The sequence below is a fragment of the Sphingomonas sp. PP-CE-1A-559 genome (assembly GCF_004340965.1).
GTDB lineage: Bacteria > Pseudomonadota > Alphaproteobacteria > Sphingomonadales > Sphingomonadaceae > Sphingomonas.
The window spans coordinates 751,920-769,901 of sequence record NZ_SLYA01000002.1; the positions used below are offsets into that span (position 1 = coordinate 751,920).

Below are 17,982 nucleotides of genomic sequence, written 5' to 3' on the forward strand. Positions count from 1 at the left end.
CCTTCGCTTCGGCCCTCGCCAGCCTTGCCTGAAACGGCAGGTTGAGGTAGGGGGATGCCTCTTTTTCAGGCACATCCATGCGTAACCTTGCTCCTATCCAGATCGGTCCCGTCCGGATCGAAAGCCCTGTCGTGCTCGCGCCGATGACCGGGGTCACCGACATGCCGTTCCGCACACTGGTGCGACGCTATGGCTCGGGCCTCAACGTCACCGAGATGGTCGCGAGCCAAGCCGCGATCCGCGAGACGCGCCAGTCGCTCCAGAAGGCGGCATGGGATCGGCTCGAGGAGCCGGTGTCGATGCAGTTAATCGGCTGCACCCCCTACGAGATGGGCGAGGCTGCGAAGCTCAGCCAGGATCGCGGAGCGGCGATCATCGATATCAACATGGGCTGCCCGGTGCGCAAGGTCGTCAACGGCGACGCGGGCTCCGCGCTGATGCGCGACACCAAGCTTGCCAGCGCCATCATTGAGGCAACGGTGAAAGCCGTCGATGTCCCCGTGACGCTCAAGATGCGGATGGGCTGGTGCCACGACAGCCTGAACGCGCCCGACCTCGCACGGATCGCCGAAGACCTCGGCATCAAGCTGATCACCGTGCACGGCCGCACGCGCAACCAGATGTACAAGGGCAGCGCCGACTGGGGCTTCGTCCGCAAGGTCAAGGACGCGGTCACGGTTCCGGTGATCGTCAACGGCGACATCTGCACCATCGAGGACGCCGAAGCGGCGATGGACCAGTCCGGTGCGGACGGCCTGATGATCGGTCGCGGCTCCTACGGACGCCCCTGGGTGCTCGGTCAGGTGATGGAGTGGTTCGCCACCGGCCGCCGCATCGAAGACCCGTCGATCACCGAGCAATATGACGCGATCGCAGGCCATTACGAGGCGATGCTCGAGCATTACGGGATCGAGACCGGCGTCAACATGGCGCGCAAACATATCGGCTGGTACACCAAGGGGCTCCCCGGTTCGGCCGAATTCCGTAACAAGGTGAACCAGGTCCCAGACCCCAAGCAGGTCAAGGCAATGCTTGCCGAGTTCTACGCTCCCTGGCGCGATCTTGCAGCGGCCTGATACGCACTCCCGAGCACGGCCGGGCTTTGCCGAACTATTCGCGGCGCTGCCGGTTGCCGTCGTCGTCGTCGACCCGGACCACCGCGTCGCCCATGCGAATTCACTCGCGGAGCAATTGCTGAACCTGTCCGAGCGGCTGATGATCGGTCAGTCGCTCGACGCGATCATCCCGCCACCCGACGATCCACGCAACCGCGACGGTCATGGCCTCGCGGTGTTCGATACCGAGATATCGACCGCACGCGGCGTGAAGATTCGCGTCGATTTCGCCGAGACCCAGATCGCCGACTATCCAGGTTGGCGGGCGATTACGCTGCACGCTGCGGCGACCTCGCGCCGTCTTGGCCACTCCGCCGACCGTGCTGCCGGAGCGCGGGCCGCAGTTGGTGCGGCGGCGATGCTCGCGCACGAGATCAAGAACCCGCTGTCCGGTATCCGGGGCGCAGCGCAGTTGCTGGGTGCCGGTGAACTGACCACGCTGATCGTCACCGAGGTCGACCGCATTGCTGCGCTGATCGACCGGATGCAGGATTTCAGCGACACGCGGCCCTTGCCACTCGCCAGCGAGAACATCTATCCGCTGCTGGGCCATGCCCGTCGGCTCGCGCTCGCCGGGTTCGCGCGCGGTATTACGATCGAGGAACGCTTCGATCCGTCGCTACCGCCCGCGCAGATCAATCGTGACGCGCTGCTCCAGATCGTCATAAACTTGCTCAAGAACGCGCGCGAAGCCGTTCGAAACGAACGCGAACCCCGCATCGTGATGACGACTGCCTATCGCCATGGTATCACCGTCAGCTCGGCACCGGGCAAACCCCGCCTGCCGCTGCCGATCGAGATCTGCATCTTCGACAATGGCCCCGGCGCACCGGCCGACATCGCCGACCATCTGTTCGATCCGTTCGTGTCGGGACGCCGCGAAGGGCAGGGGCTCGGCCTCGCGCTCGTCGACAAGCTCACGCGAGACATGGGCGGCATCGTCCAATACGCCCGGGAAGGTACGCCCGAGATGACTGTCCTCCGCCTGTTGCTGCCAAGGGCCGCATCATGAGTACGGTTCTGGTCGTCGACGACGACGCGGCGATCCGGACCGTGGTCGGGCAGGCGCTACGCCGCGCCGGGCATGACGTCACCGTCGCCGACAGCCTCGCGCAGCTCGAACGCGCTCTCGCGGCGTCGCTGCCGGACGTTCTCATCACCGACGTCATCCTCCCCGACGGCGACGGCATCGACCATGTCCGCAGCGTCGCCGCGCGGTTTCCGCTGCTCCCGATCATCGTCCTCTCGGCGCAGAACACGTTGACCACCGCGGTCCGCGCGGCCGAGGTTGGCGCGTACGAATATCTACCCAAGCCGTTCGACCTCGACGTGCTGACCCGCGCGGTTGCCGGAGCACTGGCGCGAGGCGGGATGGTCAGTGAGGATGCGCTCCACGACGCGGACCGCGCACTCCCGCTGATCGGTCGGTCGGCGGCGATGCAGGACGTCTACCGGATCATCGCGCGCGTCGTATCGAACGATCTTACCGTGCTGATCTCGGGCGAATCGGGCACCGGCAAGGAACTCGTCGCGCGCGCGATCCATGATCTCGGGCCGCGTAGCGCAGCCCCGTTCGTCGCGATCAACATGGCCGCGATTCCGCGCGAATTGATCGAAGCCGAACTGTTCGGACATGAACGCGGCGCGTTCACCGGCGCTGCGACGCGCAACGCCGGACGGTTCGAACAGGCGTCGGGCGGCACGCTGTTCCTCGACGAGATCGGCGACATGCCGATGGAAGCGCAGACCCGCCTTCTCCGCGTGCTCCAGTCGGGCGAGTTCACCAGCGTCGGCGGCGCGCGCACGATCCAAGTCGACGTTCGCATCGTTGCCGCGACCAACCGCGATCTGGCGTCACAGGTCGCGACGGGGCAGTTCCGAGAAGACCTGTTCTACCGGCTCAATGTTGTCCCGATGACGTTGCCGCCCCTCCGCGAACGGCGTCAGGACATTGCGTTGCTCGCGCGGCATTTCCTGGATCACGCCGCTGCACAGGGCCTTCCGCGGCGTCAGCTTGCCAGTGGCGCCCTGGTCGCGCTTGGCGGGCATGACTGGCCGGGCAACGTTCGCGAACTCGAAAATCTCATGCGGCGGCTGGCAGTCTTGTCGCGCGACGAAGTCATTGACGCGGATGCGATCCGTACCATGATCGGCCGCCACGCCTCGCTCACCGACCCGGTCGACCTCGATATCGGACAAGCGGTCCGCGCGATGATCGAGCGCATCGCTCAAGACGATCCAGCGGCACTCGATGACGGCACGCTCTATGACCGCGTGATCGGCGAAGTCGAACGGCCGTTGATCGAGGCGATGCTGGCGCGTCATGGTCAGAACCAGCTTCGGGCTGCGCGCGCGATGGGGATTAACCGCAATACCCTGCGCAAACGCCTCGATACGCTCGGCATCGATATCGGCGGTGCGATCGGCAGCGACGCGCCTCGCGTAGACGAAACGGAACGGCGGTAATTCTGTCATTATGTGGTTTCACGGCAACGGTTGACGTTGTATCGGGGCAACGATGATCGCTTCCGCGACGCTACCGATGGACGATGACGGGCCTGCACACCGGTTTGCCGTGACGCCTGCCGTGGAGGCGGTCGTGCTCGGCGTGGCGATCGCGATCGCCGTCACGAGCTACTTCATCATTACCGGCAGCGACGCACCGCAGCGCCTGATCCCGCCACCCCTGGTAGCGCTGCTGCTGGTCGCGAACCTCGTGCCCGGCATCGCACTCCTCATGTTGCTAGGGCGACGTGTGGCCATGCGCCGTGCAGCGCGTTCGCCGGTCGGCGGTGGCGGTCGTCTCCACGTTCGCCTCGTCGCTTTGTTCTCGATCGTCGCCGCCGTGCCGATGCTGCTGGTCACGATCTTCGCATCGCTGCTGTTCCAATATGGCGTCCAGTTCTGGTATTCCGATCAGGCGCGGGGGATGCTCGAGAACGCAACCGGGCTTGCCCAGTCGTCCTACGCACGCCAGCTCAACCGGTGGCAGGAAGCCACCGTGACGATGGCGAGCGACATGTCCGCCTATCTCCGGGAGCGCTCGCTGCAGAGCCCGGATTTTTCCGGCTGGTTCCTCCAGCAGGTCTATTTTCGCAGCCTCTCGGAAGCTGCGTTGTTCAAGCTGTCCCCTCAGCAGGGGATCCAGACGCTGGCGATCGTCAACCCGTACGAAATCGACTTTACGCGTCGTGTCACACCCTCGGCGATCGCCGAGCTGCGGTCGGGCAAAAGCGCGGTCGTCGCGGTGACGGGCGATCGTATCCAGACGATCACGATGCTGCCGGGATCTGACGAGCTGTTTCTTTATGCGGGCCGCGTCGAGGATACGAAATCACTCTCCGAACAGACCACGCGTGCGAACGACGTGCTGAAGAGTTATCGATCGCTCCTGGCTAGGGCGCGCAGTCTCCAGTTGCAGTTCAATGCAGCACTGTTGTTGATCTCGTTGCTAATCGTGGGGATTGCAGTGTGGATCGCGCTGGCGGTTGCGGATCGTCTCGTCCGGCCGGTTGGCGAGCTCGTCGACGCCGCGCGCCGGGTGGCAGCTGGCGACCTGACCGCGCGCGTCCCCGATCCGCGTAGCCGCGATGAGGTCGGCACACTCGCCAACGCGTTCAACCAGATGACCGGGCAGCTGGAGGCGCAGAATACCGAGCTCGTCACCGCCAACGGCCAGCTCGAAAGCCGTCGTGCACTGATCGAGGCGGTGATGGCGGGGGTCTCCGCAGGCGTTGTCGCAACCGGACGCGAGCGGACGATCACGATTGCGAACGATTCGGCGACGACATTGCTAGGCACCGATACTGGCGGGTTGGTCGGACGGCGCCTGGTCGATGTCGCGCCCGAGCTCGACGCGATGCTCGATGGCGGCGACCGCGAGGCGATCGTCGAAGTTGGCCGGGGGAGCGAAGTCCGTACACTCGCCGTGCGGATCGCCCGGCCAGCTACTGGCCCGATCCTGACGTTCGACGACATTACGCAGCAATTGCTCGATCAGCGCCGCGCGGCATGGTCGGACGTCGCCCGCCGGATCGCGCATGAGATCAAGAACCCGCTGACACCGATCCAGCTTGCGGCGGAGCGGCTCCAGCGTCGCTATGGTGGCAAGATCGAGGCGCAGGACGGTACGTTCTCGCGATTGACCGACACGATCATCCGTCAGGTCGGCGATCTTCGTCGCATGGTCGATGAGTTCTCCTCGTTCGCGCGGATGCCGAAGCCGGTGTTCCGCGAGGAATCGCTGGTCGATGCCGCGCGCCAGGCGCTGTTCCTGCACGAGGTCGCGCATCCCGCGATCAGCTTCCAGCTGGTGCAGGACGATCCGGGCCTCACATTGGTTTGCGACCGCCGCCAGATCGGTCAGGCGCTCACAAACATCGTCAAGAACGCGGTGGAAGCTATTGAAACGCGGGGTGAACCCGGCGGATCGGTTACGATGACTTTGACGAGCGATGCCAACACGGTCGGCATCGCAGTGGCGGACACCGGCATCGGGCTACCCGCGGAGCGGGACCGGATCGTCGAACCTTATGTAACGACCCGTGCCCGTGGCACAGGCCTCGGCCTTGCCATCGTCAAGAAGATCATTGAGGAGCATTGCGGCACGATCGGCTTTTCCGATCGGCCGGGGGGCGGTACACTCGTCACCATGACCTTCGACGCCAAGGCGCTGGCCGCGCTCGACCAAGGGGCATCCGCATCCGAGTTGGCTGGGGAGGGCCGACTCGACACGATGACCCGCAACCGGACATGATTTAATGGCGCTCGATATTCTCGTCGTGGACGACGAACGTGACATTCGCGAACTCGTAGCCGGCGTCCTGGAGGACGAAGGCTATGAGACGCGCGATGCTGGCGACAGCGATTCTGCCTTGGAAGCGATCGCGGCGCGGCGTCCGTCGCTGGTGCTGCTCGATGTGTGGCTGCAGGGCTCGCGTCTCGATGGGCTGGAGCTGCTCGACGAGATCAAGCGGCGCGATCCGTCGATCCCGGTGCTGGTGATTTCGGGGCACGGCAATTTGGATACCGCCGTCGCCGCAATCCGCCGCGGGGCGTCCGACTTCATCGAAAAGCCGTTTGAGGCCGAACGATTGCTACTGATGGTAGCCCGCGCGACCGAGACCGAACGGCTCCGTCGCGAGGTCGCGACGCTGCGCGCTACGGTCGGCCGCGAAACCGACCTGACCGGCAGTTCGGGCTCGATCAACGGCGTTCGCGCGACCTTGAAGCGGGTGGCGGCAACCGGCAGCCGGGTCCTCATCATGGGCGCGGCGGGGGTCGGCAAGGAAGTCGCCGCCCGCCTGCTACACGGCTGGAGCCTGAGGACCGACGCGCCGTTCATCATCGTCAGCGCCGCGCGGATGACGCCCGAGCGCATGGACGAGGAACTGTTCGGCGTCGAGGAAGCGGGCGATCTCGTCCGTCCCGGACTGTTCGAACAGGCGCATGGCGGCACGTTGTTCCTCGACGAGATCGCCGACATGCCGATCGCGACGCAGGCCCGTATCCTGCGCGCTCTGACTGACCAGAGCTTTACACGGGTAGGTGGTACGCGCGTCGTCAAGGTCGACGTTCGTGTCGTCTCCGCGACGGCCCGCGACCTCGTCTTCGAAATTGCCGAAGGACGGTTCCGCGAAGATCTGTATTACCGGCTCAACGTCGTACCGGTGATGATCCCGCCGCTGTCCGATCGCCGCGAGGACATCCCCGCGCTGGTCCAGCATTTCATCGCGCATTACGCGTCAGAGCGCCGCGTGCCGACGCCGGAAATCGCGCCGGATGCGATGGTTGCGTTGCAATCCTACGACTGGCCGGGAAATGTCCGGCAGTTGCGCAACGTCGTCGAGCGCACGATCATTCTGGCGCCGGGAGACCGGATCGGGCGGATCGATCTCGACCTGTTGCCGGCCGAAGTTCTCGGCGACCAGGGCGATATCGGATCGGCCGGGTCCACTGCGATCATGGGCTCGCCTTTGCGGGAAGCGCGCGAGACGTTCGAGCGCGAATATCTTCGGGTGCAGATCCGACGTTTCTCGGGAAATATCTCGCGGACGGCCAGCTTCATCGGCATGGAGCGTTCCGCGCTTCATCGAAAATTGAAGCTGCTGGGCATCACCGAAACCCGCGAGGAATAGACGCCGTAATTTCGCCGCCCTCTGGATATAGCAGTGCGGCGATCATAGATCAGTACCGCGCCCGGTAACCGGGTGCATCTCCGACGCCGGGAAACGGCGCCTTGCGGGCAAAGTCTCGCCAAAAACAAAGGGTTATCCCATTGGCCGATAAACCAGGCTCGCTTCAGGATCTGTTCCTGAACGCACTCCGGCGCTCCAAGACGCCGGTCACCATGTTCCTCGTCAAGGGCGTAAAGCTCCAGGGCATCGTTACATGGTTCGATAATTTTTCTGTCCTGCTGCGCCGCGATGGCCAGTCGCAGCTGATCTACAAGCATGCGATCTCGACGATCATGCCTGCCGGGCCCATGGACGTGTCGGCGATCGTCGATGCGGTGGGAGAAAACCAGAAGAAGCACCCGCTTTTGCAGGATATCTTCCTCAACGCCGTGCGCAAATCCGAAGACAGCGTGACGATGTTCCTCATCAACGGCGTCATGCTGCAGGGCCAGATCGCAGGCTTCGACCTGTTTTGCATGCTGCTTCAGCGCGAGGGCATGGCACAACTCGTCTACAAGCACGCTGTCTCGACGATTCAGCCGGCACGCCCGCTGAACCTTGCCGAAGAGCCCACTGACACGGATGAAACGGACGATGACGATTGAGTAGTGGTTTCGAACGCGATCGGGACGAGTTCACCCGTGGAACACGAGCGATCGTCGTTCTCCCCGACCAGGGCGACGCCGCGCGCGACGTAGACGCTCGGTTGGAGGAAACCGCGGGGTTGGCCGCTGCGATCGGTGTAGAGGTAGTCGAACGGATCGCTTACCGCGTCCGTCAGCCAAAGCCCGCAACGCTTATCGGAAGCGGGCAGGTTGAATTGTTGGCCACCCAAGTTCGGATGGAAGAGGCGGGACTGGTCGTTTTCGATGCGAGCCTGACTCCGATCCAGCAGCGCAATCTGGAGAAAGCGCTCGAGGTGAAGGTCATCGATCGCACCGGACTGATCCTCGAGATTTTCGGCGAACGTGCTGCGACCGCCGAGGGGCGCTTGCAGGTCGAACTCGCGCATCTCGATTACCAGGCTGGCCGGCTCGTGCGGAGCTGGACCCATCTCGAACGTCAGCGTGGCGGTTTCGGCTTCCTTGGCGGTCCGGGCGAGACCCAGATCGAAGCGGATCGTCGTTTGATCCGTGACCGTATGGCGCGATTGAAGCGTGAGCTCGAGCAGGTCAGCCGCACGCGCGGGCTGCACCGCGAACGTCGCCAGCGTGCGCCGTGGCCGGTAATCGCGCTGGTCGGCTATACCAATGCTGGTAAGTCGACGTTGTTCAATCGCGTGACCGGTGCCGACGTGATGGCGGAGGATCTATTGTTCGCGACGCTTGATCCGACGCTACGTCAGATTCAGCTACCCGGGCTCGACAAGGCGATCCTGTCGGACACGGTCGGCTTCGTTTCGGACCTTCCGACTCAATTGGTCGCGGCGTTCAAGGCGACCTTGGAAGAGGTCGTGTCCGCCGATCTGCTGGTCCATGTCCGTGATATCGCCCACCCGGATTCGGAGGCGCAGCGTGCCGATGTCGAGACGGTGCTGGCCGAGATCGGCGTCGACGACAATACGCCGCGGTTCGAGGTTTGGAACAAGGTCGACTTGCTTGACCCGGACGCGCACGACGAGATTGCCGGCGAAGCGGCGCGGCGCGACGATGTCGTGGCAATATCGGCGCTGAGCGGGGAAGGTGTGCCGCATCTGATCGAGCAGATCGCGGCAAAGCTGACGGGGGCGCATCGGCGCTACCACATCACGCTTGATGCCAGCGATGGTGCGGGCGCTGCTTGGCTGCATGCGCATGGCGAAGTGTTCGGGAGCGTCGATGACGAGCTCGAGACGACATATAACGTGCGACTGTCCGATGCTGATTACGACCGGTTTACCCGCCGCGACGTTTGACAACCTGCCATAGTTCCTCCTTCTGATCGAGGGTCATGCCGGCGAACGCATCGCCGCCGAGATCCTCGATTGCCCGGAACCGCGCTTCGAACTTCAGATTGCCGGCGCGTAATGCGCTTTCCGCGTCTACTCCGAGATGTCGCGCCCAGTTGGTCACCGCGAACAGCAGGTCGCCGACTTCTTCTGCAAGCTTCTCGGAAGGAGCTTCGCGAACCTCCTCGATTTCCTCGTGGATTTTCGCCAGCGGCCCGCTCGCATCCGGCCAGTCGAAGCCCACACGCCCCGCGCGTTTCTGCAACTTGTCGGCCCGAGACAGTGCCGGAAGGCCAAGTGCGACCCCCGCCAACGCGCTGCTGTCCGATTTCACCGAACGTTCCTTCGCCTTGATCGCTTCCCATCCGGGCGACTGTTCCACGTCCCCGAATATATGCGGATGACGCCGTTCCATCTTGTCGGCAATCGAGGTCACGACATCGGTCAGTGTGAACGCACCGGCTTCCTCGGCAATACGGCTATGGAAGACGACCTGAAGCAGAAGGTCGCCCAGTTCGTCCTTCAGCTCCCCGGGATCGTTCCGTTCGATCGCGTCGGCGACCTCATAGGCTTCCTCGATCGTGTAGGGTGCGATCGTGGACCAGGTCTGCACACGGTCCCAGTCGCAACCTTCGACTGGATCGCGCAACCGGGCCATGATGGCGACGAGACGTTCGATCATAGAGAAGCCTTATAGAACGGGATTTTTCGATCCGGAACGTACGCCGAAACATCAAGGGCGTGGTAGATGAAGACTGGACCGTATCAGGCCGTACATCGCGCAAAAGCAGCGTCGCGTCTGCCCGTTAGCTCTTCGAGCGACACCCCCGCAATATCGAAGCGGAGTTCGTGCATGTCCATGCCGGACCGGTAGCCGCCGGGCCAGATGCTGGTCAGTTCGAAGCCGCAATGCTGGAAGAACGGCGAGACTTGGGGCGAGGTGTCGACTGTGACGTAGCGCGTGCGCGGTTCGGCTGAGGTGGCGACGTGGAGCAGGCGTTCGAACAGCAGCAGTTTGCCGAGACCGGCGCCGTGATATGCGCGCGCGGCCATGCCCCAGAAGAGCAGCGCCTTGTTGTAATGCTCCCAGATTTCGTAGCCGCCGAACGCGCCGGGGACGCCGTCGACGTCGACCACGAATGCCGGGCCGTCGGGGTCGTCGAGCGTCTCCTCCAGCCATTCGCGGTCGCCGTCGCCGAAATACTCGGGGAGGTTCGAGTCGAAGATCGCGAGGACGGCGGCGCGGTCCTTCTCCTCGTAGCGGCGGGTCAGGATTCTGGTCATGGCTGGCTCCACTGCGCGACGGTTTCGATCGCGTCGTGGGTGGAACGGCTCCAGCAGCGCGAAGTGCCTTCGAACGTCGCGGTCGCGTCGATTGGATCGGTGACGATGGTTTCGATCGTCTCGGGGCGGATGCGACGGGGTTCGCCGATGAGCTTCGCGTGCGCTTCCTTGATCGTCCAGCGACGGAGCCATGCTTGGGGCCGGGCGAGGGTGGGCAGGCGGCGGAGCGCGTCGGCTTCGGTCGGGGTGAGCATGTCCCAGAGCGGCGGGTGGTCATCGACGACTTCGCGGTCGACGGCGATCGGTGAGGGCGCAACGCCGATCAGGGCGTGCGCGCCGCGGCTGGAGAGGCTGAGATACCAACCGCCGGGGGTGGAAACGATCGTCGCGCCGGCCGGACTGCGTGTCAGGCGGACATCGTCTGAGTCGCCGGCAAGTTTGCGGATCAGGACGGCGGCCAGACCCTGCCGGATCGCGCGCGCATCGCCTTGCAGGCCAGCGGCGTACGGTCCGGTCTCGGCAACACTCCATGCGACTGGCGACTGACCGTCCCAGACGAGCGCGTCGAGCGGACCGTCGTGCCAGATCGGCGTCACGTCGCGATGGCGATCCGTGCGGGGCTCCCGTCCCAGCTCGTGCCGTCGGGCAAGGTCTCGCCCTTCATCACCACCGACAGATCGCCGAGCTGCGCGTCGGCGCCGATCTCCGCATCGTACAGCACGATCGCGAGCGAGCCGATCGTCGCGCGGTCGCCGACGCGGATCGCGCCGACCTTCATCACGCGGTCCTCGAACAGGTGCGTCTGCAGACCGGCGAAATCGTTGAGCGCGACGTCGTTGCCGATGTCGACGAGGTCGTGCTCGGTCAGGTCGGTGGTGTCGATGTAGCAGCGCTTGCCGATCCGCGCGCCCATCAGCCGGAGATAGAGCGCGATCCACGGCGTCCCGCGGAGTGGTTCGAGCAAGTTGGCGACGGCCAGATTCTCGTAGGTCGCGGTGACGAGTTCGGTGCGCCAGACGAAAGTGCTCCAGAGTGGCGCGGTGGTGACCTTGTAGCGGCCGACGACGAGCCATTTGAGTGCGAGGACGAAGACCCCGCAGGCGAGGCAGAAGCCGACGTACAGGAAGGGGAAGGTCGCCGCGACGACCAGCGCGCCGTTCTCGAGATCGTCGAGGTCGCCGACCACCGACAGAAGAAAGCTGAAGAACACGAGGAACGCGGTCAGCGAGAGCGTGGTGCGGACCGCCTCGATCGACAGGCGCGTGGCGATCAGCGCGCGCGACGGATTAAACCGCGCGCCTTCGTCGAACATCGTGTTGACCTGTCGCACCGGCAGCTTGATCGCGGGCGAGCCGAACCAGGTGCTGCCCTCCTCGGTGGCTAGTGCGGGGTCGCTCGGCGGCTTCGAGAGGACGCCGACAAGTACCTCGTCGCCGATCTGCGTCCCGCTTGGCAGCAGCGCGGAGTTGCCGATGAAGCTGCGGCGGCCGATCTTGGTATGCGCGAGTTCGATCGTGCCGTGGCCAATCCGCGCCGCGCCGAAGATCACCGAGTCCGCGATGAAGCTCTCCTCGCCGATCTCGACCAAGTCCGGCACAATCGCGCTGGCGGTCGAGATTTCCGCGCGACGGCCGACCTTGACGCCGAGCGCGCGGTACCACGGCACCACGTACAGCGTCGCGAAGATCGGGTGGAGCAGGCGGAGCGCGAGGTCGTTGATCTGCTGCACGAACCAGTAGCGGACGTAGAACCCGCTGTTCAGCGCATAGACCGCGGGCGCGACTCGGCCGAGGATCAGCCGCTTGGCCGCTACCGTCAGCACGCACATCATCACGACATAGGTGACCGCGAGCAGCGGCGCGACCGCGACATAGGCATAGCCGCTGGTCGCCCAGTCGAGCTCGATCAGCGCAATCAGCCCGGGGGCGATCGGCAGGATCGCGACCAGCGGCAGGATCAGCGCGCACAGGAACAGGCCGATCGCCGGGCCGGCGTTGCGCGGGGCTGGGGTGGCCGGGCGGCGGGGCGCATCGCCGTCATGCGCGGCGGGCGAGCCCGCCCAGCGCTGGCCAGCCGGGATCGTCGTATCGGCTGGCAGCGCGGACAGGTCGTCAAGCATCGCATCGTCGCCGAGCGCAGCGTTGCGGCCGACCACCGCCATCGATCCGACGAATGCGCCCTTGCCGAGCTTTACCGTGCCGAGCCGCAGCCACCCGCGCTCGACCGAGCTGGTCGACAACACCGACTGATCGCTGATGATCGCGTCGTCGTCGGCGTGGAGCAGGTCGGCGGTGTCGATGATCCCGGTGCTGATATGGACGCGCTCGCCGATCTTCGCGCCCATCATCCGGTAATAGCCGCGGATCATCGGCGTGCCCGCGAGATACGGCGTCGCCGTGACGCCGATGATCCGGCGGACCAGCCACCAGCGGAAATAATAGCTGCCCCAGAGCGGGTAATCGCCCGCCTTGAAGCGCCCGACGATCAGCCATTTGAGCGCGATCGACAGGAACATCGACGCGATCGGTACCACCGTGAAGAACAGCCCGCTGAGGATCAGCGCGTCGACCCGCGGCATGTCGCCGGCGAGATGCGTGTAGGCGAGATAGGGCGAGAACCACTGGAGCCCCGCCAGCGTGTAGATCGGCAGCAGCGCGAGCGTCTGCGCAGCGACGCACAACCGGCGCTTCCACGGCGCGATATGATGGAAGCTGGTCTCGTCGAGGATCGCGACGGGCGTGGTGCCACCGATCCGTAGCGCGAGCGCGCGGATGGTTGGCGCGGCGTAGACGTCCTCGAGCGACAGCCCTTCGAGGCCGCGGACCTTTCGCGCTGCCGAAACGAGCCGTGCGGCCTTCAGCGAATGCCCGCCGAGATCCTCGAACAGGTCGTCGAGCACCGATACCGGCTGTGGCGCGAACGCCTCGGCCCAGACGCGGTGCAGGCTTTCCTCCATCGGCGTGGCGGGCGCGACCATCTCGCGGTCCGACGTCACGGTGATCTCGGGCTTGACCAGCGCCTTGCGGTCGACCTTTCCCGAGGCGGGCAGCGTCGGCATGTGCGACAGCAACTGGTAGCCCGCAGGGCGCATGTAATTGGGGAGCCGCTCGGCGACGCGGGCCTTGAGGCCGACCATGTCGATCTCCTCGGCCGGACGCGCAATCAGGAACGCGGCGAGGAACTCCGAGCCGTCGCCGTCGGTGAAGAGCTGGACGACGGTCTGCGCGACGCCGGGCCATTCGCCGATCACCGCCTCGATCTCGGCGAGTTCGACGCGGAAGCCGCGGATCTTCACCTGCGTATCGATCCGCCCGACGAAATCGATGTCGCCCGCCGCGTCGAGCTTCACCAGGTCGCCCGACCGGTAGATCCGCTCAGACGCGCCCGACGGGCCGTCGAACGGCGTCATGATGAACTTCTCGGCGGTCAGGTCGGGGCGGTTGACGTAGCCGACGCCGACGCCCGGCCCGCCGATCACGAGTTCGCCTTCCCGGCCGTCGGGGACCGGCTGCATGTGCTCGTCGACCACCCAGGCGGTGTAGCCGGGGAGAGGCTTGCCGATCGTGATGCGCTGGCCCGGGAACACCTCGGTCCAGGTCGCGGTGACCGACGTTTCGGTCGGGCCATAGGTGTTGAGCAGGCGGAGGCCCGGACGCGCGAGCCGGCGCGGCAGGTCGGCGGGGCACGCCTCGCCGCCCATGTTGAGCAGGCGCAGCGTCGGCACCGGATGCTCGACCAGCGCGATCAGCGAGGGGACGACGTGCCAGATCGTCGTGTTCGCCTTGGCCAGCGCGATCGCCACGTCGGGCCCGCTGGTCGCCAGCGCCTCGGTCGCGACGAGCACGACCGCACCGACGAAGAACGCGCTCCACATCGTCTCGACCGACATGTCGAACGCGAGGCTGAACCCGCCGAACACCACGTCGGCAGGGATCAGATCGAGGATCGCGCTTTCCGAGCGGACTAGGTGGCAGGCGTTGCCGTGCGAGATCATCACGCCCTTGGGGCGCCCGGTCGTGCCCGAGGTGTAGATGATGTAGGCGAGGTCCTGCGGATCGCTGAGCGTCACATCGCGACCGATCGGTTCGGACGGCTCAGCCGCAAGATCGCCCAGCGCGGCGTCGAGCGCGAGCGTTTGCCCCTTAAGGTTGGCGACGCGGCTGGCGACGGTGATCGTCAGCGCGGCTTCGCTGTCCTCGACGATGAAGTCGATGCGGTCCTGCGGATAGCCCCAGTCGACCGGCACATAGGCGGCGCCGGCACGCAGCACGCCGAGGATCGCCATATACTGGTCGAGCCCGCGCGGCAGGCACAGCACGACACGGTCGCCGCGGCCGATCCCCATCGCGCGCAGGCGGTGCGCAAGCGCGAGGCTGCGCGTGGCGAGGTCGGTATAGCTCCACTCGGTCTTGCGGTCGTATTCCTCGTCCGCGCCGATCAGCCGCAGCGCGGTCGCGTCGGGATGCAGTGCTCGCGTCGCGTCGAAGATCTCATGCAGCAGTTCATCGCGGGCGTAGGGCTCTGCGGCCCGCAACGCCGGGGCGGGGGTGATCGACGGGTAAGCCGTCCTCGCTAAAATGGCGGTATCGGAAGGGCTTACCGGCGTGTCTTGCTGCATACTCAAGCCTTAGACGATGTCGAACGCCATTTGCTACTCGTCATCGGCGTACAGGAAAACCTTCGAAATTATCCGCCCGGCGCGAATGGAGGGCATGGCCAGAGAAGGCTTGCGGTGCCTTCGGTGCTGACTTACACCCCTACTACACCTTCGTCGGGAATCTTCACATGCGCGCCTCATGCCTCATCGGTTTCACCGCTCTCCTGCTGTCGTCGACCGCGCATGCAAGTCCGAAGGCGATGACGGAAGCGCCCGCCAAGGCGGTGATCGTACCCGATGCGAACGCACCGAAGGGGCGTCTGTCCGATGCGGCGATACCCAAGGCGTATCGCCTCGACTTCACCATTTTGCCCGAGGCTGACCGGTTTTCGGGACATGACGAGATCGACGTCACGCTGAAGGCTGCGACAAAATCTCTGTATATCCACGGGCGCGACCTGAAGATTGGCAAGGCGGTCGCGATGGTAGGTGGCAAGGCTACCCCGGCGATCTTCACGCAGGTCGATCAGAGTGGCACGGCGCGGCTGGACTTCGCGAATGTCCTGCCTGCCGGCGCGGCGACGCTGGCGTTCGATTATACGGGCAGTTTCGGGGACAGCGCCTCCGGCCTGTTCCACGTCAAGGTCGGCGATGCCTGGTACAGCTGGACGCAGTTCGAAAGCATCGATGCGCGCGCTGCGTTTCCCGGGTTCGACGAGCCTGGCTTCAAGACGCCGTTCACCGTGTCCGTGACGACCCATCCAGGTCTGGTCGTGATCGGCAACGCGCCGAAGGTGTCCGTCACGAAGGTTGCCGGGGGAATGGAGAAGCATCAGCTCGCGGTTACCAAGCCATTGCCGACCTATCTCGTCGCGTTCGATACGGGGCCGTTCGTTCACCAGACCGGAACGATCCCGGCGACCGCCGAACGGCCAACGCCGATGCCGTATGGCGCCGTCGCGACGCACGCGCAGAAGGACAAGATGGGCTATGTGATGGCGGAGACGCCGCGCATCGTGTCCCTGCTCGAGCAATATTTCGGCGAGCCGTTCCCGTTCCCCAAGCTCGACCAGATCGGCACGCCGATCATGCCGGGTGCGATGGAAAACGCGGGCGCGGACACCTACGGCGACGGAATCATTTTCCTCTCGCCCGGCGCGACGACGTCCGACAAGCAGGCGTTCGGGATGATCGTCGCGCACGAGCTCTCGCATCAATGGTTCGGCGACCTCGTCACGCCGGCATGGTGGGACGACATCTGGTTGAACGAAAGCTTCGCCAACTGGATGGGCTATCGCATCGGCAACGCCTGGCGGCCCGAGCTTAACATCGGCGTCGGCGCGCTGGATGAGGGCTTCGGCACGATGAACACCGACGCGCTGGAGGTGGGACGCCCGATCCACCAGCCGATCACCGACAACGGCCAGATCGACTCCGCGTTCGACGGCATAACCTACGGCAAGGGCGGGCAGGTGGTCGCGATGATCGCGGCCTATCTCGGCGACGAGAAGTTCAAGGCGGGCGTCCGCCTTCACCTCAAGCGTCACGCATATGGCAATGCGACCTCCGAGCAGTTCTTCCAGTCGATCTCGGATGCGGCGAAGGATCCGCGCGTGCTGTCCGCGCTGAAGTCGTTCGTCGACCAGCAGGGCGTTCCGGTCATCGACGTCCGGCGGCAGGGTAACGGCATCGTCGCATCCCAGTCGCGCTATGCCTTCCTGGGATCGACTCCGCCTCCGTTGAGCTGGACGATCCCGTTCTGCGTTCGCGTCGGCGCGGCGAAGCAATGCGCGCTGCTCGACAAGACCACGACGTCGATCGCTGCTCCCGCCTCGGGCCTAATAATGCCGAACGTCGGTGGTGCGGGCTATTACCGTTTCGACATGGCGCCGGCGGACTGGCAGGCGTTGATCGCGGCTTCGGGCACGTTGTCCCCGGGCGAGGCGCTCGCCACCACCGACAGTCTGTGGGCTGCGTTCCGCGCTGGTAAGGCGCCAGCCGCATGGCTGTTCGCGGAAGCGCGTGCGGTCGCGGCAAATCCGGACTCGACCGCCAGCATCGACGGCGGCCGGCGAATTGCCGGTTTGCGCTCGCGGGGGCTGATCTCGGCCGCTTCGTTACCTGCCTACCGCGTACTGTTGGCCTCGATCTATACACCGCGCCTGACTGCGCTTGGTTTCAACCCAGCCGCGGGCGCCTATGCAAAGGATGATCCAGGCCGGCAGAACCTACGCCACGAACTGGTCAACCTCGTCGCGGACGATGCGCGCGATCCGGCTGTCCGCAACACGCTGAAGGTGGCGGGGAAAAAATACCTGGCGGGCGACACCGCGGCGCTTGATTCCGGCTTTCTCGGAGCTGCATTGACCGTGGTAGCAGAGGAGGGCGGTCTGCCTGCTACTAAGATGCTGGTCGACAAGGCGTTATCGAGCGAGGACCCGGGCTTCCGCCAGGCTGCTCTCGGTGCCGCTGCGTCCAGTGGGCGGTCCGACGCCGCCAATTATCTCCTGTCGCTCGAAGATAAACGGATGCGGAGCTATGACAGGATCGGGCTGATCTTCGGTGTCGCCGGCAATGCGGAAACGCGCGATCTCGGCATCGACTGGATCCTGACGAACTACGACAAGCTTCTCGCCGGTGGCAACGGCATCTTCATTACCAGCCGCCTGCCGCAGGCGCTCGCCGTCCAGTGCGGTGCCGATCAGGCGGACCGGATCGATGCCAAGGTCGGCGCCTCGATCCGCAAGGCTAACGTCGGATTGCTCAACTACGAGCGTACGCTGGAGAGCATTCGCCATTGCGGTGTATTGCGGCAGGCGAAGTCCACGGAGATCGCAGCGGCCCTTGCCAACGCGAGGTAGCGCGCAAAGATGAGGACTGAGG

Annotated in this window: 12 protein-coding genes; 8 read left to right on the plus strand and 4 right to left on the minus strand. The window is 65.1% G+C overall.

The window, feature by feature from the left end; all coding sequences use genetic code 11:
• The first annotated feature begins 77 nt into the window (after window positions 1-77).
• The 7 genes from dusB (at window position 78) to hflX (ending at window position 9,185) form a co-directional block, all read left to right on the plus strand.
• Complete coding sequence (gene dusB, locus C8J42_RS08940) at window positions 78-1,076, plus strand: tRNA dihydrouridine synthase DusB (protein WP_133019708.1); 999 nt, start codon at window positions 78-80, stop codon at window positions 1,074-1,076.
• On the plus strand, window positions 1,063-2,127 hold the full coding sequence (locus C8J42_RS08945) for an ATP-binding protein (protein WP_243644214.1): 1,065 nt from the start codon (window positions 1,063-1,065) through the stop codon (window positions 2,125-2,127). The genes dusB and C8J42_RS08945 overlap by 14 nt, the downstream gene beginning before the upstream one ends.
• Window positions 2,124-3,581 (plus strand): nitrogen regulation protein NR(I), encoded by a 1,458-nt coding sequence (gene ntrC, locus C8J42_RS08950; RefSeq protein WP_133019709.1) that lies wholly within the window; start codon window positions 2,124-2,126, stop codon window positions 3,579-3,581. The genes C8J42_RS08945 and ntrC overlap by 4 nt, the downstream gene beginning before the upstream one ends.
• A 52-nt stretch (window positions 3,582-3,633) precedes the next feature.
• Complete coding sequence (locus tag C8J42_RS08955; protein ID WP_133019710.1) at window positions 3,634-5,871, plus strand: ATP-binding protein; 2,238 nt, start codon at window positions 3,634-3,636, stop codon at window positions 5,869-5,871.
• Window positions 5,872-5,875: 4 nt separating this feature from the next.
• Window positions 5,876-7,252: a sigma-54 dependent transcriptional regulator gene (locus C8J42_RS08960; protein ID WP_056058755.1), complete on the plus strand. Its 1,377-nt coding sequence runs from the start codon at window positions 5,876-5,878 to the stop codon at window positions 7,250-7,252.
• 101 nt (window positions 7,253-7,353) lie between these two features.
• Window positions 7,354-7,896: an RNA chaperone Hfq gene (hfq, locus tag C8J42_RS08965; RefSeq protein WP_082441049.1), complete on the plus strand. Its 543-nt coding sequence runs from the start codon at window positions 7,354-7,356 to the stop codon at window positions 7,894-7,896.
• Complete coding sequence (hflX, locus tag C8J42_RS08970; protein WP_133019711.1) at window positions 7,893-9,185, plus strand: GTPase HflX; 1,293 nt, start codon at window positions 7,893-7,895, stop codon at window positions 9,183-9,185. The genes hfq and hflX overlap by 4 nt, the downstream gene beginning before the upstream one ends.
• Here the strand turns inward: hflX and mazG are convergent.
• From mazG to C8J42_RS08990, 4 genes are all read right to left on the minus strand, one after another.
• Window positions 9,166-9,900, minus strand: coding sequence for a nucleoside triphosphate pyrophosphohydrolase (mazG, locus tag C8J42_RS08975; RefSeq protein WP_133019712.1), 735 nt, complete (start codon window positions 9,898-9,900; stop codon window positions 9,166-9,168). The genes hflX and mazG overlap by 20 nt on opposite strands.
• Before the next feature lie 83 nt (window positions 9,901-9,983).
• Window positions 9,984-10,502 (minus strand): GNAT family N-acetyltransferase, encoded by a 519-nt coding sequence (locus C8J42_RS08980; protein WP_133019713.1) that lies wholly within the window; start codon window positions 10,500-10,502, stop codon window positions 9,984-9,986.
• A complete protein-coding gene (locus tag C8J42_RS08985; protein ID WP_133019714.1) occupies window positions 10,499-11,098 on the minus strand; it encodes a 4'-phosphopantetheinyl transferase superfamily protein in 600 nt (199 codons plus the stop codon). The genes C8J42_RS08980 and C8J42_RS08985 overlap by 4 nt, the downstream gene beginning before the upstream one ends.
• On the minus strand, window positions 11,095-15,120 hold the full coding sequence (locus C8J42_RS08990) for a Pls/PosA family non-ribosomal peptide synthetase (protein WP_133019715.1): 4,026 nt from the start codon (window positions 15,118-15,120) through the stop codon (window positions 11,095-11,097). The genes C8J42_RS08985 and C8J42_RS08990 overlap by 4 nt, the downstream gene beginning before the upstream one ends.
• 167 nt (window positions 15,121-15,287) lie before the next feature.
• On the opposite strand from C8J42_RS08990, the gene C8J42_RS08995 reads away from it, so the two are divergent.
• Window positions 15,288-17,960 (plus strand): M1 family metallopeptidase, encoded by a 2,673-nt coding sequence (locus tag C8J42_RS08995; RefSeq protein ID WP_133019716.1) that lies wholly within the window; start codon window positions 15,288-15,290, stop codon window positions 17,958-17,960.
• The last annotated feature ends 22 nt before the right edge of the window (window positions 17,961-17,982 follow it).